The organism is Herbaspirillum sp. ST 5-3, assembly GCF_004804275.1.
Taxonomy (GTDB): Bacteria; Pseudomonadota; Gammaproteobacteria; order Burkholderiales; family Burkholderiaceae_D; genus Noviherbaspirillum.
The window spans coordinates 247,141-267,436 of sequence record NZ_STGI01000007.1 but is presented as its reverse complement, the minus strand read 5'-3'; the positions used below and the strand labels follow the sequence as shown (position 1 = coordinate 267,436).

Annotated in this window: 19 protein-coding genes; 3 read left to right on the top strand and 16 right to left on the bottom strand. The window is 58.9% G+C overall.

Annotation, left to right across the window (positions count from 1 at the left end):
* The first annotated feature begins 17 nt into the window (after positions 1-17).
* Complete coding sequence (locus E6W33_RS15905) at positions 18-1,151, top strand: AAA family ATPase (RefSeq protein ID WP_136418288.1); 1,134 nt, start codon at positions 18-20, stop codon at positions 1,149-1,151.
* A gap of 72 nt (positions 1,152-1,223) precedes the next feature.
* Positions 1,224-1,697 (top strand): hypothetical protein, encoded by a 474-nt coding sequence (locus tag E6W33_RS15900; protein ID WP_136418287.1) that lies wholly within the window; start codon positions 1,224-1,226, stop codon positions 1,695-1,697.
* Positions 1,698-1,735: 38 nt separating this feature from the next.
* Here the strand turns inward: E6W33_RS15900 and E6W33_RS15895 are convergent, their stop codons facing one another.
* The 15 genes from E6W33_RS15895 to E6W33_RS15830 all read right to left on the bottom strand — a co-directional run bounded on the left by E6W33_RS15895 (position 1,736) and on the right by E6W33_RS15830 (position 18,307).
* The gene (locus E6W33_RS15895; RefSeq protein WP_136418286.1) at positions 1,736-2,230 is read right to left on the bottom strand and encodes a TPM domain-containing protein; all 495 of its coding nucleotides are present in this window, start codon (positions 2,228-2,230) and stop codon (positions 1,736-1,738) included.
* Between the two features lie 2 nt (positions 2,231-2,232).
* Entirely contained in the window at positions 2,233-3,078 is an 846-nt protein-coding gene (locus E6W33_RS15890) for a TPM domain-containing protein (RefSeq protein ID WP_136418285.1), read from the bottom strand.
* 7 nt (positions 3,079-3,085) lie between these two features.
* Entirely contained in the window at positions 3,086-3,694 is a 609-nt protein-coding gene (locus E6W33_RS15885; protein WP_136418284.1) for a LemA family protein, read from the bottom strand.
* A 101-nt stretch (positions 3,695-3,795) separates the two neighbouring features.
* Entirely contained in the window at positions 3,796-4,695 is a 900-nt protein-coding gene (locus tag E6W33_RS15880) for a ribose-phosphate pyrophosphokinase (RefSeq protein ID WP_136418283.1), read from the bottom strand.
* Complete coding sequence (locus tag E6W33_RS27080; protein WP_168798665.1) at positions 4,692-4,847, bottom strand: hypothetical protein; 156 nt, start codon at positions 4,845-4,847, stop codon at positions 4,692-4,694. The genes E6W33_RS15880 and E6W33_RS27080 overlap by 4 nt, the downstream gene beginning before the upstream one ends.
* A 52-nt stretch (positions 4,848-4,899) precedes the next feature.
* Positions 4,900-6,273 (bottom strand): HD domain-containing phosphohydrolase, encoded by a 1,374-nt coding sequence (locus tag E6W33_RS15875; RefSeq protein ID WP_168798664.1) that lies wholly within the window; start codon positions 6,271-6,273, stop codon positions 4,900-4,902.
* A 79-nt stretch (positions 6,274-6,352) separates the two neighbouring features.
* Positions 6,353-7,921 carry a methyl-accepting chemotaxis protein gene (locus tag E6W33_RS27865; RefSeq protein ID WP_136418281.1) on the bottom strand — a complete coding sequence of 523 codons (1,569 nt, stop codon included), beginning with the start codon at positions 7,919-7,921 and terminating at the stop codon, positions 6,353-6,355.
* Between the two features lie 357 nt (positions 7,922-8,278).
* Positions 8,279-8,638, bottom strand: a complete 360-nt coding sequence (locus E6W33_RS15865) for a copper-binding protein (RefSeq protein ID WP_136418280.1) — start codon at positions 8,636-8,638, stop codon at positions 8,279-8,281.
* A 40-nt stretch (positions 8,639-8,678) separates the two neighbouring features.
* A complete protein-coding gene (locus tag E6W33_RS15860) occupies positions 8,679-9,080 on the bottom strand; it encodes a c-type cytochrome (RefSeq protein ID WP_136418279.1) in 402 nt (133 codons plus the stop codon).
* A gap of 278 nt (positions 9,081-9,358) precedes the next feature.
* The gene (locus E6W33_RS15855; RefSeq protein WP_136418278.1) at positions 9,359-12,484 is read right to left on the bottom strand and encodes an efflux RND transporter permease subunit; all 3,126 of its coding nucleotides are present in this window, start codon (positions 12,482-12,484) and stop codon (positions 9,359-9,361) included.
* Between the two features lie 12 nt (positions 12,485-12,496).
* Positions 12,497-14,122 (bottom strand): efflux RND transporter periplasmic adaptor subunit, encoded by a 1,626-nt coding sequence (locus tag E6W33_RS15850; protein WP_136418277.1) that lies wholly within the window; start codon positions 14,120-14,122, stop codon positions 12,497-12,499.
* Entirely contained in the window at positions 14,119-15,351 is a 1,233-nt protein-coding gene (locus tag E6W33_RS15845; RefSeq protein WP_247869665.1) for a TolC family protein, read from the bottom strand. Before E6W33_RS15845 ends, E6W33_RS15850 begins: the two co-directional genes overlap by 4 nt.
* 236 nt (positions 15,352-15,587) lie before the next feature.
* Positions 15,588-15,998 (bottom strand): hypothetical protein, encoded by a 411-nt coding sequence (locus tag E6W33_RS15840; RefSeq protein WP_168798663.1) that lies wholly within the window; start codon positions 15,996-15,998, stop codon positions 15,588-15,590.
* Between the two features lie 216 nt (positions 15,999-16,214).
* Positions 16,215-17,615: a heavy metal sensor histidine kinase gene (locus E6W33_RS15835; RefSeq protein WP_247869658.1), complete on the bottom strand. Its 1,401-nt coding sequence runs from the start codon at positions 17,613-17,615 to the stop codon at positions 16,215-16,217.
* 8 nt (positions 17,616-17,623) lie between these two features.
* Positions 17,624-18,307 carry a heavy metal response regulator transcription factor gene (locus tag E6W33_RS15830; protein ID WP_136418274.1) on the bottom strand — a complete coding sequence of 228 codons (684 nt, stop codon included), beginning with the start codon at positions 18,305-18,307 and terminating at the stop codon, positions 17,624-17,626.
* Between the two features lie 315 nt (positions 18,308-18,622).
* Between E6W33_RS15830 and E6W33_RS15825 the strand changes: the two genes are divergently transcribed.
* Entirely contained in the window at positions 18,623-18,916 is a 294-nt protein-coding gene (locus E6W33_RS15825) for a hypothetical protein (RefSeq protein ID WP_136418273.1), read from the top strand.
* Positions 18,917-18,959: 43 nt separating this feature from the next.
* On the opposite strand, the gene E6W33_RS15820 is transcribed toward E6W33_RS15825, so the two are convergent.
* A complete protein-coding gene (locus E6W33_RS15820; RefSeq protein WP_136418272.1) occupies positions 18,960-20,285 on the bottom strand; it encodes an IS4 family transposase in 1,326 nt (441 codons plus the stop codon).
* Between the last annotated feature and the right edge of the window lie 11 nt (positions 20,286-20,296).

Genomic DNA, 20,296 nt, shown 5'->3' with positions numbered 1-20,296 from the left:
TCAACCGGCAAATCTAATTGTCGCCACCGGAATTTCTAATTGTCGCCGGACAGTGCATCATCTTTATTGACGAACTCGATGCACTCGGCCGTGCACGCGGCGTCAATCCGGTCGGCAGCAACGAGGAGCGGGAGCAGACGCTCAACCAGTTATTGACTGAAATGGACGGATTCAACCCGAACAGCGGCGTCGTACTGATGGCCGCAACCAACCGCCCGGAAATTCTCGATCCTGCACTGCTGCGCGCCGGTCGCTTCGACCGCCAGGTGATCGTCGATCGCCCTGATGTCGCAGGACGGGAAGCGATTCTGCGCGTGCATACCGCTCGTCTCGTGCTCGCACCGGATATCGATCTCAGGATGCTGGCAGCGCGCACACCGGGTTTTGCAGGAGCCGATCTTGCCAATGTTGCCAACGAAGCGGCATTGCTGGCCGCGCGCTCCGGCAAGGCTGCAATCGACATGAGCGACTTCGAGGAAGCGATCGACCGCACCGTCGCCGGATTGAAGAAGAAGTCGAACCTGATGACGCCCGCCGAAAAGCATCGGGTCGCGATCCACGAGGCTGGTCATGCATTGGTAGCTACACTGGTCGAGCATGCTGATCCCATCCGCAAAATATCGATCATTCCACGCGGCGTCGCAGCGCTTGGCTTTACCGTCCAGGTTCCTGCGCAGGACCGCCACCTCTATACACGCAGCGAAATTCAGGATCGGCTTGCTGTCTTGCTCGGCGGGCGCGTCGCTGAAAGGATCCTGTTTGACGAAATATCAACGGGAGCGTCGGATGATCTTCAGAAAGCCACCGAACTGGCACGCAGCAGTCTGCTCGAATACGGGATGAGTGAACGCCTCGGACCGGTTGCATTCAGCGCCGAGCGCGGCACCTTCCTCTCTGCCCCAGGTATGCCGAGCCGTGCAGACTACAGCGTGGAGACGGCGGTGGCAGTGGACCGCGAGATGCACGATCTGCTCGAAGGCGTGGAAAGGCGCGTGCACCAACTATTGGATGCCCATCGAAACACGCTGCTTGCAATAGCCGCGCGACTGGAACAGACGGAAATCATGGATGGGACGGAATTGCGCGAGATCGTCGATCGGGAAAAGCAGAAGCCCTCGCCGTTGCTCCCTCCCCGCGAGGCGCGCGCATGAACAGCCTGTGATGATGGCATGGCGCGGAACGCGGCGCCTGGATGATGAACCTTGACCGGAAATGGAGCTGTCATGAATGTTTTCAATCGACGCCAACTGCTTGCGCTGGCATGCATCTTTGCCCTTCAAGGACCAGCCGGTGCCGCCGGCCCGGGCAAGACCGTGGATGGAATGGAGGTTTTCTATGGCGTGGTACCGGCCGAAGTGATTGCCAAACGGGCGGACGTACATGACCCCAAGATGCACGGCGGTAAAAGGCCGGGCCCCGACTCACAACATTTGGTCGTCTCGGTATTGGACGCAAAAACAGGGCAGCACATCGACAACGCGACGGTGGTTGCAACCGTCACCCCGCTTGGCATGGCACCGCAGGAAAAACGGCTCGAACCCATGCAGATTAATCAGACGGTCACCTACGGAAATTTCTTCGATTTTCCGTCGAGTAGCGCCCCATTTCGCATCGCCGTCAAAATAACGAGGCTGAATGTGCCGACACACAATCCGCCCGTCGTGGAATTTGAGTATACGCCGGCGGCAAGCCGCTGACATGCATTGTCGCCATCGGGGGCGCCTGGCGCCCCCCCCTACAGCAGCTCGACGTCATTGGGCAATTCGTCCGGTTTCGGGCCTTCCACCGGGTAATGCGTGATCAGTTCATGTGCAACCGCCCTGACGCCATTGATCGAACCCGACTCGAAATTCCCCCGCCCGAATGCATCTTGCATGGCATGCGCAATCGATTCCCAAGCACCGCTGCGCCCATGAATGCCCCGGTCCGCGATGATTTCCACTGCGCGGTCTCCCAGCAACACGTAAATCAGTACGCCGTTATTGTGTTCGGTATCCCAGACGCGCAGGAGCGAAAACACTTCCAATGCACGCTCTCGCGCCGTCATGCCGCGTAAAATTTGTGCTGGCTGCAACGCCGCCTCAACAGCGAATCGTATTTCGCCGCCATGCCGCGATTCCGCCTCCTCGATCGTCGACTTGATCGCCGCCAGCGAGCGCTCAGGAAACTGTCGTCTGAGCTGCCAATAGCTGGCGGCAACATGGTGGAACAAACGAGTGATGAACGACATCGCTACCACCTCCCCGATGCGCCGCCGCCGCCGAAACCGCCGCCGCCGCCGCGAAAGCCACCGTTACGCCCTCCGCCACCGTGATGGCCGTGACCGCCATACCAGCCGAGCATGCCCATACGTCCGCCCAACAGTGTCAGGAAGAATCCGATTGCTGCGGCGACAATCGCAGCGGAGGCCAAACCAGCCAGCAGCCACGCGCCGACACCAAGGATGCCACCGGTCAGCGCTGCTGCCGGCAATCGCCCGAAGAGCGCGCGCAGCGCGCCACCCAGCACCAGCGCAACCACGAAAACAACTGGCAGTATTTGTTCCGGATCGTCTGACTCACGCCCTTTTGACACAGGCGGTGGTAGCGGCTCACCATCGATCACGCGCATCATAGCGGTCGCGCCGGCGTCTATCCCACCATAGAAATCTCCGCTTTTAAAGCGCGGAACAATGATTTCCTCGATGATGCGCTTTGAAGTTGCATCGTTCAGCACGCCTTCGAGGCCATAACCGACTTCGATGCGCAACGCCCGGTCGTTCTTGGCGACGACCAGAATCGCGCCATCGTCGATTTTCTTGCGCCCGATCTTCCATTGTTCCGCGACTCGGATCGCATACTGCTCGATCGCTTCCGGCTGCGTCGTCGGTACGATCAGGATGGCGATCTGCGTACCCTTGCGTTCTTCAAAAGCACGCAAACCGGCGTCGAGTTGCGCCACCTGATCGGCATTAAGTGTCGCGCTCAGATCGACAATACGCCCGCTTAACGGCGGTACGGCAACCAGGTCGGCGGCTGCATGTCCGAAGCCGGCCAGCGTAAACACCAGTAGCGCGATAAACCCGTGTAGCCTGACCATGGCTGACTCACTTTCCAGGCTTTGGTGCAGCGTCAAAATTCACGCTGGGCGCGGTAGAAATCGCCTTTTCGTTATCGACTGTGAAGTTGGGTTTGACTTGAAATCCGAACACGTTCGCAGTCAGATTGACCGGGAATGAACGCACCGTGACGTTGTAATCCCGCACCGCCGTAATATAACGGTTGCGAGCCACGGTAATGCGATTTTCGGTGCCTTCCAGCTGCGCCTGCAAGTCACGGAAATTGGCGTCGGCTTTCAGTTGCGGATAATTTTCACTCACCGCTAACAGTCGCGACAGTGCCCCCGACAAAGCACCCTGTGCCGCCTGGAATTTGGCAAGGGCGACCGGGTCGTTCAGCACTTCCGGCGTCACTTGGATGGAACTGGCTTGCGCACGCGCCTGCGTTACCTGGGTCAACACGTCTTTCTCATGCGCTGCGTATCCCTTGACTGTATTGACCAGATTCGGCACCAGATCGGCTCGGCGCTGATACTGATTCACCACTTCGGACCAGCTCGCCTTGATTTGTTCGTCGCGCGATTGCAAGTCGTTATAGCCACAACCGCTCAAGGATGCCGCAAATGCAAATAACATCACAAAGGTAAATTTCCGCATGACCGTTTCCTCATGGTTAATGAAGCCTGCTTGATACCCTGTCCTGCCATCGTCGCGTGCGCCGCGCGGCGGTGCCACTTTCGACAATACACCTGAATGTGTCAGCGTCGGCTGCGCGTTGCCAGATGATGTACCGCTGCCGCGATGGGCCGGCTAAGATCAATTCCGTTGGTTTGGTGCGTAATCGTGTTGCAGCTAGCGATTCCTGCGACGCCTGCAGCTTGCAACGCGGTATAGGCATCGCCGGCAAAGATCGGATGCACCGCTACGCAGATCGGCGGTGACAGCCCCGTCGCGCGGAGATGCGTTGTTGCGGCTATCATTGTGCGCGCTGTTGAAGCAATATCATCCACGAGAACCGGCGTGTAGCCAGACCATTGCGCGGTATCGGGCACCCAGACCTCGACGTCGCGGTCGCCATGCCGTGTCTTCTGCAGCACGGTATACGGGCATCCTGCTCCCTTTGCCACCTCGGCCACCCATTGCTCGCTTTCCGAGTCCGGTCCGATCACCAGCGGTTGCTGCACGTTCCGGGAAATCCAGTACGAAATTTCAGGCGCGGCGTGAACCATCTTGGCTGGAATCGAATAGAGTTCTCTCAAATCATGATGTCGATGCAAGTGTGGAACCACAGTTACCAGCCAGTCAGAGAATGAACTGATAAAGTTGGCAAAATACACCGAACTGGTCCCTTCTCCTTCATGGAAGATCACATCCTGCCGCATATAGGCCAGATAGGGAACGACCAGACCAATGCGGCTGGCTCCCTGCTCGCGCGCAATCCTGGTGGCGAAATACAACGCCATTGCCTTTTCATCCGGGCGATCGAAGGTGCACACGAATGCGATATCACGCCCCTTTATCCCAGTGTGGAATCGGACATAGGACTCACCATCGGGGAATCGGCGCAGGGTTAAGGAACCAACTTCCCAGGCGAGCAGTTTTCCGAGCTTCCCGGCAAGCTGCTCGTTCCCCGGCATGGAAAACAGAACCGGCGTCAATTGGAATCCGCCCGCACCCGCACCACATTGGCCTGAGCCTCGGTATAGGTTCGCGTATACGCGAGCTCTCCGTTCGACTCGGAATGAATCGTATAGCGTAGCTGCCTCCCTCCCACGCGATTGCCTGCCGCTTCCAAGAACTGAATTTGCATGCCTGTCTCGCTCCCTTATTCGTACAAAACCGATCGTTCTTCATCAAGTGCATCAAGCCCGCGACCTTCCTCCAGCCGCCGCGGGCAGTGCTGCCGTCAGGTGATGGGACCACGCGACGGATGCATCGGCACGTTCGGCCGTACAGTACACATCCTCAAGGGCGCCATCGACGTTGGAGAAGAAATGCTTGCGCACCATCTGATGGACCAGTTCGGTCACTGCAGCATCAGTCGCCTCGTTGACGGTCGCATCCACCACCCTCGCAATTCTTTCAAACGCGTCGAACAAGGCGGGGTCAAAATGTTTACCCCGACCTTCGCGCATGATCTGCATGGTCACCTCGAACGAAAACGACGCTTTGTAAGGGCGCGTTGCCCGCAGCGCGTCAAAGACGTCAGCAATGCAGAAGATCCTGGCGCCGATCGGAATTAATTCGCCGGCAAGCTTCTTCGGATATCCCGAGCCATCCCATTTTTCATGGTGCGCGATAACGATGTCCCGCGCACTGCCCAAAAAGCCGATGCAGCCGGTGATATTTGCGCCAATTTCGACGTGGCCCTGCATGATCATGATTTCCCGCTCGCTCAGCTTCCCCGGCTTCAACAGGATGGCATCGGGGATGCCGATTTTGCCAATGTCATGCAAGAACGCGCCGGCAATCAGGCTGCGCAGCTGGGTTGCCGGCAAACTGACTTCCTCGGCCAGGCGGGCGGCGATCCAGCTGACCCGATAGTTGTGCGTTCCGGTATCCGAATCGCGTTGGGCGGCAGCGCGCCCGAATGCTTCCAATATCCCGACGTGCGTTTCCAGCAGCGAAACCGCCGTTTGACGACTTTTTACGGCAAGACGAGCCAGCAACGGCGACAGCACCAGCGCGCAGAGCAGTACCGCGCCTGCCGCGATCGCGGCCGATTCAAGTGCAGAGCGCCTGAATACCGACAACTCCTCGTCGCTGACCACGCGCACGCCTTCGATATGTCCGATGACCTTGCCGTCGCGGGCGACCAGCGGCGTAAAGACACGAATCACGGGCTGGCCAAGCAGCGTTGAGATATCGTAGTTGCCGATCCGGTCCGGTGCGGCGTGCGAAAGCGTGGCGAGCTGCTCCTCAAACGGTTCGAAGCCTGGCTGCACGGCTGCGGCGATCTTTGTCCCATGCGGCGAATACGCCTCGACAATGGCAAACATCCCTCCTGCCATGATGTCAAGCGCCTTGACTAACGAACGGCTCAGCTCCTGTGAGTCCGCTGCGAGAACATCCGATGGCACTGCGCGCTGTATTTCCGCTGCCAGCATTCTAAGGTCGCCTTGTTCGGCAGTCGTTTGCGCGTGCCAGTAGCCGGCCATGGCGGCAACCGTGCCGACGGCCAGCGATGCCGGAATGATCCGCGCCAGCGCCGGCATGAGCAAGCCATCGAGCCTCATACTTTCTCCCTGTCGAGCGGTGTCGCACATCGCATAAATGCCAACGCACGTTGATGTGACACAGTTCCTGCATGTTGAATCAACGAAGCATCAGCGCGCTGCCGACACCGCCCAGCTTGAACACGCTGACCACGCCGGACAGCTTGACTGCCTGCTGCTCCAGCGATGCCGCAGCGGCGGCCGCCTCTTCCACCAGCGCGGCATTTTGCTGTGTCACGGCATCCATATGGCCGATCGCCTGATTGACCTGTTCGATACCGGCCGTCTGCTCGCGGCTGGCGGTCGCGATCTCGTTCATCAGGTGGGTGGCACATTTGACGCTTTCGACGATTTCGGACATGGTCGTGCCGGCTTCGTCCACCAGCCTGGCTCCGTCCTCGACTTTCTCGACCGAGTCGCCGATCAGATCCTTGATTTGCCCAGCGGCGGCGGCGGAACGCTGGGCGAGATGGCGCACCTCGGAAGCGACTACGGCAAATCCCTTGCCCTGTTCGCCCGCGCGCGCCGCTTCCACCGCCGCATTCAGCGCCAGGATATTCGTCTGAAACGCGATACTGTCGATCACGCCGATAATGTCGACGATCTTTTTTGACGATGCATTGATCGAACCCATGGTATCCACGACGCGCGCCACCACCGCGCCACCTTTGACCGCCACTTCGGCGGCAGACTCGATACTCCGGCTTGCCTGGCAAGCACTTTCCGCATTCTGCTTGACGGTCGATGTCAGCTCCTCCATGGAAGACGCTGTCTCTTCGAGCGAGCTTGCCTGCTGCTCTGTCCGAGCGGACAAGTCGAGGTTGCCGGATGCGATCTGGCCGGAGGCGGTGGCAATGGCGTCGGCGCCGGAGCGCACTTCACTCACGATGTTCACCAGGCTCTGATTCATGTCCTTCAGCGCCTGCATCAGCTGGCCAGTTTCATCATGAGACGCCACCTCGATCTGCTGCGTGAGATCGCCGGCCGCGACTCCTTTGGCAATGCGGACAGCCTGGCCCAGCGGGCGCGAAATTCCCCGCACCAGCCAGATACCGATGATGGCGGAGAGCAATACACCGAACAGGATACCTGCGCTGCAGCTGATGAAAACGATGCGGTAGATGAACTGGTTCTTTTCAAACTCCTTCTTCGCCGTGTCCAACTGATATTGCATGAGCGCGTTAATGCCCTCGCGTACCGGCATCGTAAGTTCCTTCATCCTCCCGCGCATCAGAACCGTCGCGCTGTCGACATCCTGTGCGCGCAATGCTGCCATCGCCGGTTTCAGCCCCTCCGATTCGAACTGCTTGTATCGGGAGATAAGCGCTTCTGCCAGCCTTCTTTCCTCCGCGTTCAAGCCCATCGCAAGATAGGTGTTCCACATGTGGTCGATTTCTGCGACGGTTTTCTCAACGTCATCCATTTCCTTGCTGACGGCGGACGATTCGTCGTGCATCGATTCGGCAATCGACAGCCGGGTTCGTTCGATCAGCCACACCACATGGTCCAATTTCGCCATCGGCACCAGCCGGTTCTCGTAATTGTCCTTCAACGATCCGTTGGCGAAGTACAGGCTCGTCAAGCCGATGACGCCACCTAGAATCAGCAGAAACGACAGAAAACCGAGTACGAAAACCAGGCGCGATTTGATTGTGACGTTCTGCAGCATCTCCACTCCTCCCAATAAATGTGCATTCTAGGCGGGCGGCGGCTCACCGCCTGCGTTTCTTTTTTTTCTTTGTTCTTCCCATTTTCGATGGCGGTTCCAACTTCACCCGGGCAACGCGATCCATGCACTTCAGCCGAAAAAGGATAACGCCAATGATAAGGACCACGATCAACCACAGGAGCATAATCGTGTCCATCACCTCCATCGGCACCCAGCGATTACCGAAATACATGGATATCCCGCCCTCGCTACCTGCCGCCGACTTCCCGGCTCATCTGCATCGTCGCCTCCATTGCTTCAGCCCCGGCTGCCTGGCGCCAGGCCGGATCGCAAAGTTTCGCCCGCCCAGACGCTGCACTATTTAACCGCCGTGATGACATAACCTGTCTTCCGCTTCTCGAATTCGAGGCATACCTTCTTCCCGACGACGAGCTTGTCGAACAGGCTTCTATCTTCGACGACGAAGGCTTTCGTCATTGCCGGCCAGTTCAAGTCTTTCACCGGCTCATGCACCACGCTGACGGTGCCGTTGTCCCTGTTTACCGTATGGACCACGGCAACGGCATGGTGCACGATCGTCTTCGATGCAGTTTCATGCCTTTCCTTGTCTGTCCGTTCGCCATCAACCCTTCCGCATTCGACGCTCCCGTCATGCGCCGCGCTCAAACCGGCACTCAACACAGTGACAGTCAAGAGAACAACCAAGCCAACCTTCATCGCGTTTTATCGTAAACCGGTTCGGATCATCCGCAGGCCACTACTGGATGCCGACCTTTCGTTGCTCGACGCGCACGTAGGCAGTGATATGCGCAACCTCGTCCGGGGAAATGCCGGGAACAGGCGGCATATCCCCGAAGTTCCAGTGGTGCGCACGCGATCCATTCTTCGCCGCCAGCTGGAACGCCGCATCACTATGATGGGACGGCTCGTAGATCTTGTGCAGCAGGGGCGGTCCCTTGCCGCTGCCCTTCAGATCGGCGCCATGACATGCTGCACATTGGCGGGCGAACAGCGTCTTACCCAGTGCGGGGTTCGGCATCAATCCAGGACTCGGTTTCGGAATCCGCATCGTCTGGGCAAACGCACTGGCACTACCTGCAAAAAATATCCCTGCCAGCACGCAGCGCCATCGCCACGACCTATCCAACAGTGGTTTCATGTTCTACCTCTCTTGTCACACTGCGGCGATCATGGAGTGCTCCCGTCCAACGACCGGAGCATCTTCCATTCCCGCTGCTTCTCTCTCGGCGCCATTTAATGCGAGTGGGAGTGTCCTCCGCCGCCGCTGTGCGATGCCCCATCGTCGAAAGTTTCACAGCCACCAAGCGCCAACAATGCAATCGCAAATACAACACCGATCATCGGTTTCATCCAATTCATCTGAAGTTCTCCTTTGGTTAACAAAACTTGGTCTGGTATTGCAAAAAGGCAAGACCCTTAGCACTCCAGACCTTTCTTCAGGCGCCATTGCTTGACTAGTGCATAGAGCGCCGGAATGACACCCAGTGTAAGGACGGTCGAAGAAATCATGCCTCCCACCATCGGCGCGGCGATCCGGCTCATTACTTCAGAGCCGGTGCCGGTGCCCCACAGGATCGGCAGCAGGCCGGCCATGATGGCCACCACCGTCATCATCTTCGGACGCACCCGCTCCACCGCGCCTTCCATCACCGCCTCGTACAAATCGGCTGCGCCCGGCTTCGTCCCCGCTTGGCGGCATTTTTCTTTCACTTCCTCCCATGCCTGGTCCAAGTAAATCAGCATCACCACGCCGGTCTCTGCCGCGACGCCCGCCAGCGCGATGAAGCCGACCGCGACCGCCACCGACATGTTGTAACCCAGCAGCCACATCAGCCACACGCCGCCGACCAGCGCGAACGGCACCGACAGCATCACGATCAGCGTTTCGGTGAGTCGCTTGAAGTTGAGGTACAGCAGCAGGAAGATGATGAGCAGCGTGACCGGTACGACGATCTTCATCTTCTCTATTGCACGTTCCATCGCCTCGAACTGGCCGCTCCAGGTCGCGTAATAGCCCGGCGGGAACTTGACCTGTTCGTTCACTGCCTTGCGGGCGTCGGCCACGTAGCTGCCGATGTCGCGACCGCGAATGTCGACATAGATGTAGGCGGAGAGCAACGCATTCTCCGTGCGAATGCCCGGCGCGCCCTTGGCCACCTCGACTTTCGCCAACTGGCCGAGCGGGATCATCGCGCCTTCCATCGTCGGCACCAGCACCTCGCGTGCGATCTGGTCAGGATCCGAGCGCAGTTCGCGCGGATAACGTACCGTGACACCGAAACGCTCGCGCCCTTCCACGGTCGTCGTCACCATCTCGCCGCCCAACGCGGTGCCGATCACGTCCTGCACGTCGCCGACAGCCAGGCCGTAGCGCGCCAGTTGTGCACGGTCAGGTTCGATGTTCAGATAAAAGCCGCCAGTAATGCGCTCGGCAAAGGCCGAAGTGGTGCCGGGAACCTGCTTGACCACCGCCTCGATCTGTTTGGCGAGCTTCTCCATTTCATCGAGGTCCTTGCCGAACACCTTGATACCGATCGGCGTGCGGATGCCCGTGGACAGCATGTCGATACGGGCCTTGATCGGCATGGTCCAGGCATTGGACACACCCGGGAACTGCAGCGCCTTGTCCATTTCGGCGATCAGCTTGTCCATGGTCATGCCCGGCCGCCATTCGGATTCCGGTTTCAGGTTGATGACGGTTTCGAACATCTCAGTCGGCGCCGGATCGGTCGCCGTATTGGCGCGCCCGGCCTTGCCCCATACCGATGCCACTTCGGGGAAACTCTTGATGATCTTGTTCTGCGTCTGTACCAGCTCGGCTGCCTTCGTGATCGACATCCCCGGCAGACTGGCCGGCATGTACAGGAGTGTTCCTTCATTCAGGGTCGGCATGAACTCGCTGCCAAGCTTCGATGCCGGATACACGGTCAGTCCCAGCACGACGAGGGCGGCGGCAATCGTCGCCTTTTTCCAGTTCATCACGCCCTTGATGATCGGGCGGTAGATCCAGATCAGGAAGCGGTTCACCGGGTTCTTCGCCTCCGGCATGATTTTCCCGCGGATGAACAGCATCATCAGCACCGGCACCAGCGTCACCGACAGCAGCGCCGCACCGGCCATCGCGAAGGTCTTGGTATAGGCCAGCGGTGAGAACAGCCGGCCTTCCTGTGACTCCAGCGTGAATACCGGCAGGAAAGACACGGTGATGATTAGCAGCGAGAAGAACAGCGAAGGGCCGACCTCCTTACAGGCGGCGATCATCGCCTCGACCCGCGATTCCCCTTCCTTCAGATGCTCCAGGTGCTTGTGCGCGTTTTCGATCATCACGATGGCCGCATCGACCATCGCGCCGATCGCGATTGCGATGCCGCCCAGGCTCATCAGGTTGGAATTCATGCCGAGCCCGCGCATCGCGATGAACGCCATCAGCACGCCGACCGGCAGCATCAGGATCGCCACCAGCGCGCTGCGCACGTGCATCAGGAACACCACGCACACCAGCGCCACGATGATGCTTTCCTCCAGCAGCGTGTGCTTGAGCGTGTCGATCGCGCGGTGGATCAGGTCGGAGCGGTCGTAGACCGCCTCGATGCTGACACCTTCCGGCAGGCCTGCACTGACTTCGGCGATCTTTTCCTTCAGGTTGTGGATCACTTCCAGCGCATTCTGCCCGTAGCGCGACATCGCGATACCGGACACCACCTCGCCTTCGCCATTGAGCTCGGTTAGGCCGCGCCGCTCGTCGGGTGCCAGTTCCACCCGTGCGATATCACGCACCAGCACCGGCGTGCCCTTTTCACTTTTGACGACCAGGTTCTCCAGGTCGCCCTTGCCGCGCAAATAGCCTTTGCCGCGCACCATGTATTCGGTCTCGGCCATCTCGACCACCCGACCGCCCACGTCGCGGTTCGATTCGCGGATCACTTTTGCAACTTTATCCAACGCAATGCCGTAGGCGCGCAGCTTTACCGGATCGACCGTGACTTGGTAGGTCTGCACGAAGCCGCCGATGGACGCCACTTCCGCCACACCATGCGCCTTGGTCAGCTGATAGCGCAGGTACCAGTCCTGCAGCGTTCGCAGTTCCGCCAGCGTCTTGTTCTTGGCCTGCACCACGTACTGGTAGACCCAGCCGACGCCGGTCGCATCCGGCCCGATCTGGGGAGACACGCCCTTCGGCATGCGGCCGGAGGCGAAGTTCAGGTATTCCAGCACGCGCGAACGCGCCCAGTAGATGTCGGTGCCATCCTCGAAGATGATGTAGACGAACGAGGCGCCGAAGAACGAAAAGCCGCGCACCACCTTCGATTTCGGCACCGACAGCATCGCCGTCGTCAGCGGATAGGTGACCTGGTCTTCCACGACCTGCGGCGCCTGCCCTGGATATTCGGTGTAGACGATCACCTGCACGTCCGACAGGTCGGGCAACGCATCGATCGGCGTTTTCACGACTGCGTAGATGCCGCCCACGGTGACGAACAGGGTCGCGAGCAGGACCAGGAAGATGTTCCGGCCGGACCAGTCGATAATCTTGTTTAACATGATGATTCCCTGTCAGTGTCCGGCATGCGCGTTAGCGTCGTGAGAAGCGGCATCATGCATACCGCCCATGCCGGGCTTGATGCTGGTGATCACCCATTCCCCGGGCTGCCGCTCGACGAACTCGAACGCGACGGCGGCCCCGGGTTTCAGATCCTTCAGCAGCGCCTCGTTGGCGACCTTGAATTCCATCGTCATGCCCGGCCATTTCAGGCTCTCCACCGGACCGTGGTTGATGCTGACCATCCCTGCCTTGGCATCGACGCTGTCCACCGTGCCTTCGGCCTTGTGTCCTGCACCGGCAGCCGGACTCTTCGTGGCCTGTTCTTCCTGGGCCGGTTTTCCGCCGCCATGGGCTGCATGGCCGAAGCTGCCGACGGCTGCCTTCAGGTTGCTTTCGGCATCGATCAGGAAGTTCGCTGCAACGACCACCTGTTCGCCGTCCTTGACGCCGTCCAGCACTTCCACGTAATTGTCGCTGCGCGCGCCAAGCTTGACTTCGCGCGGCTCGAAGCGGCCTTCCTTCGCCTGCACCAGCACAATGCGGCGCGTGCCGCTGTCGATCACGGCTGACACCGGAACCGTCACGGCATTGCTCTTGGCGGGGACACCAAGCTCGACCTGCGCGAACATGCCAGGTTTAAGCAACAGGCCGGGATTCTGTAGTTCGATACGCACCTGGGCGGTCCGCGTCTCGGATTTCAATGTCGGATAGACGTAAGTGATGTCGCCGTCGAATACCTTGTCCGGATAGGCGTTGATCGACACCTTGGTCTTGGCACCCGGCTTGACCAGCCCGATGTCCTGCTCGAACACATCCGCCAGCACCCAGACGGACGACAGGTCCGCGACCTGGTACAGCATCTCACCCGGCATGAATCGCATGCCTTGCACCGCCTTCTTCTCGGTCACGATGCCGGCTACCGGGGAGCGGAAAGTCATGGTGCGTTTCGCTTCGCCGGCCTTCGCCAACGCCTTGATCTGTTCTTCCGAAATGTCCCAGTTCTTCAGGCGCAGCAGGCTGGAATCGGCCAACTGATTCATTCCGGTCTGCGCGTCGGAACCTGCAGCCTTGAGGGATTGCACGCCTTGTGCCGCGATCGCGTATTCGCGTTGCGCGGACACCAGCTCCGGGCTGTACACCTCGAACAGCGCCTGCCCTTTGCCAACCGACTGGCCGGTGACATTCACATGCAGGCGTTCCACATAACCTTCGAACTTGGGCGAGATGGTATAGATGCGCCGCTCATCCGGCTCTATGCGCCCGGAGGCCCGGACTACCTTGTCGATCGCCTTCACGCTCGCCGCTTCCGTCCTGACGCCAAGTTTCTGGACCTTCTCGGTGCTGATCTTGATCTGGTTCGCACTTGCCGGCTCGAGGTCTTCCTCGCCTTCATAGACCGGAATGTAATCCATCCCCATCGGGTCTTTCTTCGGCACCGGTGATGTATCGGGCAAGCCCATCGGATTGCGGTAATAAAGGACCTTGCGTTCCTTCTTCCCTCCGTCTGCTGCCGGGGTAGCGGCATGGACTTCGCTATGCCCCCCAACTGCCCCGCGATTGCCCATCCAATAACCGCCACCCGCCGCCAACGCGGCAACAATCAGGCCGCCGATCGCAATGTTCGCACCCTGTTTCATAATTCTTCTCCCAAGAGTCGTTCGATTTCCGCCAGGCGCGCCTGTCCTTCCGCCTGCGCCTTGATCTGGTTCTGTTTCGCCTGGCGAATCTGGCGCTGCGCGTCGAGCAGCGTCGCAAAATCCACCTTGCCGTTTTCATAGCTGGCCAGCGCCGACTTGAAGGTCAGTTCGGCCTGTGGCAACAAGCTGTTTGCAATCGTCATCTCGGTACGCCGTGCAGCATCCAGCCCGGAAAGGTTTTCGGTCAGTTCAGCCAGCACCTGGTTGGCGACCGCCTCCTTGCGGGAGTGAGCCGCCGACAGCATCGCTTCCGCTTCGCGCTCCTGGGAACGACGCGTCGACTGTTGCAGAGGGATGTTGAGCTCGACCATCAACTCCCATTCCTTGATGGAATTCCCGAACTGCATCGGAGCGACGCCGACCGCGAAATCCGGATAGCGGTTCTTGTAGGTCAGCTCACGGTTTTTCTCCGCAGCCCTGAGCCTTGCGTCTTCAGCAAAAAGTTGGGGGTTACGGCCGCGCACGCGGTCTGCCAGCGCCGCCGGATCAAGCCGGACCGGCGCCGGCAACGGGCGCAGTTGCTCCGGCTCGGCAAGCGGTGCAGTCGCCGGACGCGCCAGCAGCATATTCAACAGCGAACGGTTCATGCGCTGCTCGTTTTCCAGCGCAATGAGTTCGTTTCTGAGATTGGTTTGCTCTACCTGCGCGCGAATCACATCCTGCTGCGCCGTGAGGCCGCCGGCGTAACGCACCTGGGCGATTTTCTCCAACCGCGTCATGAGATCCAGGATCTCGTTGGTCAAACGCTCGTTCTGATAGAGGTAGTAAGACTGTGCGTACCCTGACTTGATACGCGCGGACAGTTCCGACCAGGTACCCGCCGCACGCCCTTTCGCGCCTTCCAACTCCAGCGCTGCGATCTCTCGCTTGAGGTCGCGCTTGCCGAACCATGGCAGCTCCTGCATCAGCGTATATTTGGTGCTGCCAACCTTATTCGGGGACAAGGTCGGGCTTTGCTGTCCGCCCATCGTAATGTCCTGTAACTCCACGCGCAGCCTGGGGTCGGGCAATGCACCGGCCGGAAGGATGCGTTCGCTGGCAGCATCGGCCTCATGGCGCATCGCGGCGTACTCGGGGTTGTTTGTCCTCGCGAACTCAAGCAGGCTTTCTACACTGCTTCCAGGAACCGGTTCACTTGATACTGCAATGCCAGGTGCGCCAAACGCCATGACGATGGCGACAGCGCATGCACGCAACGCATGTTGCATCTGCTTTCTCCTACAGGATAAAGGAAGGAATATCGAAGCTGCTGCGAGTCCATTGCCACAGAATCGAAAACGATGATTCGGATGTGTGCCCTTCGACAGGGGCGCAAGTAAACAAGATGGCATAGATCCTCCAGGCAGCGGGAAACGAGTGCCGTCCGCCATTGGCGTGACGGCGGCAAGTCATTCGGCCTGGAAGATCAAATGCGGAAACAGCAATTCCGGATGAACAAAGGCGGCGAAGTAATCCGGCTCAGGAAAAGATCAGCGCGTGGCGCGATAATCGGTTGAAGCAAGGCGCCTGAATCGAAGACGGTCGATACCAGAGCGAGCGCCATGAAAGTAGAAACATCGGGCAGTTGCGGCTTATCGAGCGACTGCGAATCGGGCTGACAATGGGCGTGACAGAGCGCGGATTTCTCTCCGTCCGCGCCTTCGCAGCCGTTCATGTGCTCATGCTCATCGACGTGCGCTGACATTGCGGCCAGTTCAGCCACTTGCGCGATCTGCCGGCTTGGGCATGCATATGCCGCCACAGCAAGCTGAACGAACAGCATGCTGGTCAGCGCGATGAACGCTGCGACGAGCCGGTGTTGACGAGATAGCTGCATGGACATTGAACGGTCACTGTTCTGGATTTATTTAGATTCTAGGCAAATCGCGCAAACTCGAACATTGATCCAAGTCAACCATTGCCGAGCGTGGATCTCTTGCCGAGAGCGATACCACCTGTAGTTGTGCTGAATAGTAATGCACATTTTGCGATGAGTGGGTTACAAATGTGTTATGTGAAGGCGTGCGATCTTCGTTCCCCCACTTTGATGTCGTTACACACACAAGCTTGATGTCTTGCGCGGTAAACGAATTTCAAAGCGCGTGATCCCGTTGCCGGATTTCGCTTCGATGGTCCCGCCATGCAGGACGACGATAGACTTCGCGATGGCCAGGCCCAGCCCGACATTTTCCGATGAGCCCTGGCGGGACGCATCTACGCGATAGAAGCGATCGAACAGGCGGGGAATATGTTCTTCTGCGATCGGCTCACCGGTATTATCGATGGCAAGTCGCAACTCGTCTTTCCCCGCGACGGGTTCAATGGTGAAGCGCACCTCCCCCGATTCGGTGCTGTGTCGTATCGCATTCGACAAGATATTGCTGATTACCCTGCGCAGGAGCATCCTGTCCCCGAGCACTTCCCCGTTGCCGCTAAGCGCGAGCCGGACACTTTTCGCTTCAGCCACAACCTCGAAAAAGGAAAACAGGTCTTGCACCTCGCGCACCAGGTCAACCGACTCATGAAATGGCGACACCAGTCCGTGGTCGGCTTTTGCCAGGAACAGCATATCGCCGATCATCCGGGACAGGCGCGTAAATTCCTCCACGTTCGAGTACAGAATTTCCCGATACTCGTCCGCCGTGCGCACCTTGGACAACGTGACTTGCGTCTGCATCAGCATATTGCTGACCGGCGTACGCAGTTCATGCGCGAGATCCGACGAAAAATCCGATAAGCGCTGGAAGGATTCCTGGAGCCGGCTAAACATCGTATTTAATGCCTGAACCAACTCCTCCAATTCCGGAGGAACCGATTGCAATGCAAGCCGATAATCCAGGCGGCTTGCCGTAATGCCTGAAGCCCCCTGCTTGATCTCTCTTAACGGCGCCAGCCCACGTCGAACAGCAATCCGTCCGACAAAGCCGCTTAGAATCGCGGCAGCCACGACGATGATCCATAGCGTCCTCTGGAATGAAGCGATGAAATGCTGGTGATGCGACACATCGATAGCGACCGTGACGATCGCCGCCGGTGAACCGGGTAAGCCGAGCGGGGCGAGAGCGGAAATGCTTCGAAACGTCATACCGTCACGGTCGGTCCACATTGACGGACGCGAGGGGCGCGTGTCAGAGACCTGTGCAAGCTGCGGCTTGGGGATATTGGCCCCCGGCGTCGCAAACAGCGTTGATCCATCCGGCCAGACAATGGCGAGCGCAAGACCAGGATGGCCGACCAAGGCGGTATCGACTTGCGCCGGAAAAGCTTCCAGATCGGCGCGGGACTGCACCTTCGCAAGCGCATGCTGTACCAGCGCGATCTTGCCGTTCAATGCCTCCAGATCCAGCTCTTCAAAGTGCCGATCCACCAGATTGCTGACCAAAAAACCTACGCCCAGCAACAATGCCGCCGACGTGTGTGCAAACAGGAACGTCAGACGTGCGGTAAGGGACATGCGCCGTATCATGCCTGCCCGCTAGCATCCAGCACATACCCCATACCGCGCACTGTCTGGATCAGTTTGAGGTCGAACCCGTCATCGACCTTGGAACGCAGCCGTCGCACGGCGACCTCAATGACGTTTGTATCGCTGTCAAAGTTCATGTCCCAGACCTGCGAGGCGATCAACGATCGGGGCAACACCTCGCCTTGCCGGCGCAAGAGCAGCTCCAATAACGAAAATTCCTTGGCCGTCAGGTCAATACGCGTACCTGCACGAATCACCCGGCGGCGCATAAGGTCAAGCTCGAGATCAGCCGCACGCAATACTTCGGGACTGCTGCTTCTTACACCACGTCGCAAGAGCGTGCGCACCCTGGCCAGCAATTCCGAAAATGCGAACGGCTTGACCAGGTAATCGTCCGCCCCCAGTTCCAGCCCCTTGACGCGATCGTCTACATGGTCGCGCGCGGTCAGAAACAGTACCGGCATTTCCTTGCCGGCGTTGCGAATCGCCCGCAGTATTTGCCAACCATCGGCACCCGGCAGCATCACATCGAGGATCGCGAGGTCATAATTTCCGGTGACGCCTTGATGCATGCCGTCCCTGCCGTCCTGCGCAAGATCAACCACGAACCCGGCCTCGACCAATCCCTGCCTTAAATACTCGCCCATCTTGGGCTCGTCCTCCACCACCAGGATTTTCATTGCTTCCTCCAACACGATCAAGTACCGGCGTCATTATGCAGGCAGCCGCACCAAAGTCGTGCAGATTACAGAAATGTAATTTCCGTGTCATGCATTCGTCCGCCTATGCAAATGAAGGGAAACCGATTGCAGACAACCGTAAGGCATTTTCATGCCGCGCGGCGATTCACAGAGCATGCTGCCAGATAACAAGAATGTAATGTTCCCGTAATGTCAAAGACAGCCGGCATTGTGCATACTGTATTTGCGCAACGAGTTTGATTGCAGTCGCAACAGCGCTTTGAGCATTTTATCAACCAGCCAAAGGAAATAGCCATGAAACGTACTTCTGCCCTCGTCGCCAGCGTCTTCAGCTTTGTCGCGCTCCTCTCGTTGAACGCCCGCGCCGCAGACACGCCGACCGATGCCAAAGGCGACGCTAGCATGTCGCAGGATCATTCGATGACAAAAATGAAGCCGCACTCCCACATGGAAGAAAAAACAGGCATGTCGTCCTCGAAGGCTGACGACAAGACGGGCGATGACGCAGCCACCGGCCAACCGAAGGCGAAGAAGGTCAATCCGGCCAACGACAAGAGCAAGCACTTTCATCCCAGGGATGGCAAGTAAAGTCTGAAAAATAAAGCCGGCATTGCGCCGTAATGCCGTTCAGTTAAGGAGACTTTTTCATGACGCGAACGGCATAACGCTTGGGTATGGCCTTGACGGCCCGGTCGTACGAGCGACCGGGCCGTTCTTCATTCAGGAGGCTAACCAGCCTTTCGCGCAAGTGCTGCATCGCTGCCGGCAACTTGCCGTAGGAACGCGTCACCGCCGCCCAGTGCAGTTCGAATTGAATCAGGTGGAAGGCTCGGATGAAGCTCACTTCGGCTGGCTCGCACTTGGCGACCAGGGCGGCTTTCGCGATTTCAAGCCGGATCAGATTGTAGGCAATGAGCGTGCCCCAAATTTCCTGATATACGCCATCGACGGTCTTCGATCGTAAGGTCAACGCCGTGCCGAGCATAGTTTGCTTCAGTTCGCGATAGCTCGTTTCGATGCGCCAGCGCTGTTCGTAGCAGGCAGCGATATCGACCGGGCGATAGCGCCGGCGGTCGCGCAGCGAAGTGAGCAGAATTGTCTTGCGGGCATGTTGGTCGATGACTGTGACCGCGCGCGCTTCCCAGAACTCGGGCAACGCGGGACACTTGGCGCGGGCTTGCGGCGACACCCGCATGCGCACGATGGCGTCTTGTTCATCCCCCTCGAGCACTTCCCACTTGGTATTGGATTTGGCGGGAATCAGGAAGTGACGATTGTCGGCACCCGCAGTCAGTTCGCACAGTATTTCGGCAGACAGAAAGCCACGGTCAAATACGGTGAGCGAATCAGCCGGGATATGGGCTACCAGTTGCTTTGCGTACAGCATCTCATTGGTCGCGTACGGCCCAAAAACGGCGTGGCGGATTAAGTGGGTGGGCAGCGCGGTGAGCGTCACGCCGCGCACCTGGGGATAGCTGGCTACGGTCTCGCCGACGTAGTTCTGCGCCCCAAAATGATCGCGATTGCCTGTCGTGTCATGGGTGCGCAGCGTGGTGCCATCCATCGCAAACAACTGCAAGCCCTTGAATAAATAGGCTCGACGGTCTTGCTCGCACCACATCTGCGCTGAGCGCTCGAACAACCATTGCAGCGGTTCGCAACCCACACGCTGGCGCGCCTGTGCGGCGGCACTCTTGCTCACGAACGGCGTTTGTTCGTCCGGTAACGCCAGGCCCAGGTCGTCGAGCACCTCGCCAATCGATTTGTGGCGATACAACGCCAGCGCGATCACCAGCCATACGACCTGCTCTGCCGGCAGCCGCCGATGGCGGATGCTTACCGTATGCGTGCAGACCACCGCTTCCTCGATCCACTCATACGGCAAATGCTGGCCCAGCCGCCTCCAGTCAGGGGCCTCTAGACCATCAGCAAGAAAATGGAGGGCGTCGTTGAACATCGCGACGCAGG

Bases quoted from the DNA above. Each gene is read 5' to 3' on its own strand.
- E6W33_RS15900 (WP_136418287.1), top strand. From the start codon at position 1,224: ATGAATGTTTTCAATCGACGCCAACTGCTTGCGCTGGCATGCATCTTT.
- E6W33_RS15895 (WP_136418286.1), bottom strand. From the start codon at position 2,230: ATGTCGTTCATCACTCGTTTGTTCCACCATGTTGCCGCCAGCTATTGG.
- E6W33_RS15890 (WP_136418285.1), bottom strand. From the start codon at position 3,078: ATGGTCAGGCTACACGGGTTTATCGCGCTACTGGTGTTTACGCTGGCC.
- E6W33_RS15885 (WP_136418284.1), bottom strand. From the start codon at position 3,694: ATGCGGAAATTTACCTTTGTGATGTTATTTGCATTTGCGGCATCCTTG.
- E6W33_RS27080 (WP_168798665.1), bottom strand. From the start codon at position 4,847: ATGCAAATTCAGTTCTTGGAAGCGGCAGGCAATCGCGTGGGAGGGAGG.
- E6W33_RS15875 (WP_168798664.1), bottom strand. From the start codon at position 6,273: ATGAGGCTCGATGGCTTGCTCATGCCGGCGCTGGCGCGGATCATTCCG.
- E6W33_RS27865 (WP_136418281.1), bottom strand. From the start codon at position 7,921: ATGCTGCAGAACGTCACAATCAAATCGCGCCTGGTTTTCGTACTCGGT.
- E6W33_RS15865 (WP_136418280.1), bottom strand. From the start codon at position 8,638: ATGAAGGTTGGCTTGGTTGTTCTCTTGACTGTCACTGTGTTGAGTGCC.
- E6W33_RS15860 (WP_136418279.1), bottom strand. From the start codon at position 9,080: ATGAAACCACTGTTGGATAGGTCGTGGCGATGGCGCTGCGTGCTGGCA.
- E6W33_RS15855 (WP_136418278.1), bottom strand. From the start codon at position 12,484: ATGTTAAACAAGATTATCGACTGGTCCGGCCGGAACATCTTCCTGGTC.
- E6W33_RS15850 (WP_136418277.1), bottom strand. From the start codon at position 14,122: ATGAAACAGGGTGCGAACATTGCGATCGGCGGCCTGATTGTTGCCGCG.
- E6W33_RS15845 (WP_247869665.1), bottom strand. From the start codon at position 15,351: ATGGCGTTTGGCGCACCTGGCATTGCAGTATCAAGTGAACCGGTTCCT.
- E6W33_RS15840 (WP_168798663.1), bottom strand. From the start codon at position 15,998: ATGCAGCTATCTCGTCAACACCGGCTCGTCGCAGCGTTCATCGCGCTG.
- E6W33_RS15835 (WP_247869658.1), bottom strand. From the start codon at position 17,615: ATGTCCCTTACCGCACGTCTGACGTTCCTGTTTGCACACACGTCGGCG.
- E6W33_RS15830 (WP_136418274.1), bottom strand. From the start codon at position 18,307: ATGAAAATCCTGGTGGTGGAGGACGAGCCCAAGATGGGCGAGTATTTA.
- E6W33_RS15825 (WP_136418273.1), top strand. From the start codon at position 18,623: ATGAAACGTACTTCTGCCCTCGTCGCCAGCGTCTTCAGCTTTGTCGCG.
- E6W33_RS15820 (WP_136418272.1), bottom strand. From the start codon at position 20,285: ATGTTCAACGACGCCCTCCATTTTCTTGCTGATGGTCTAGAGGCCCCT.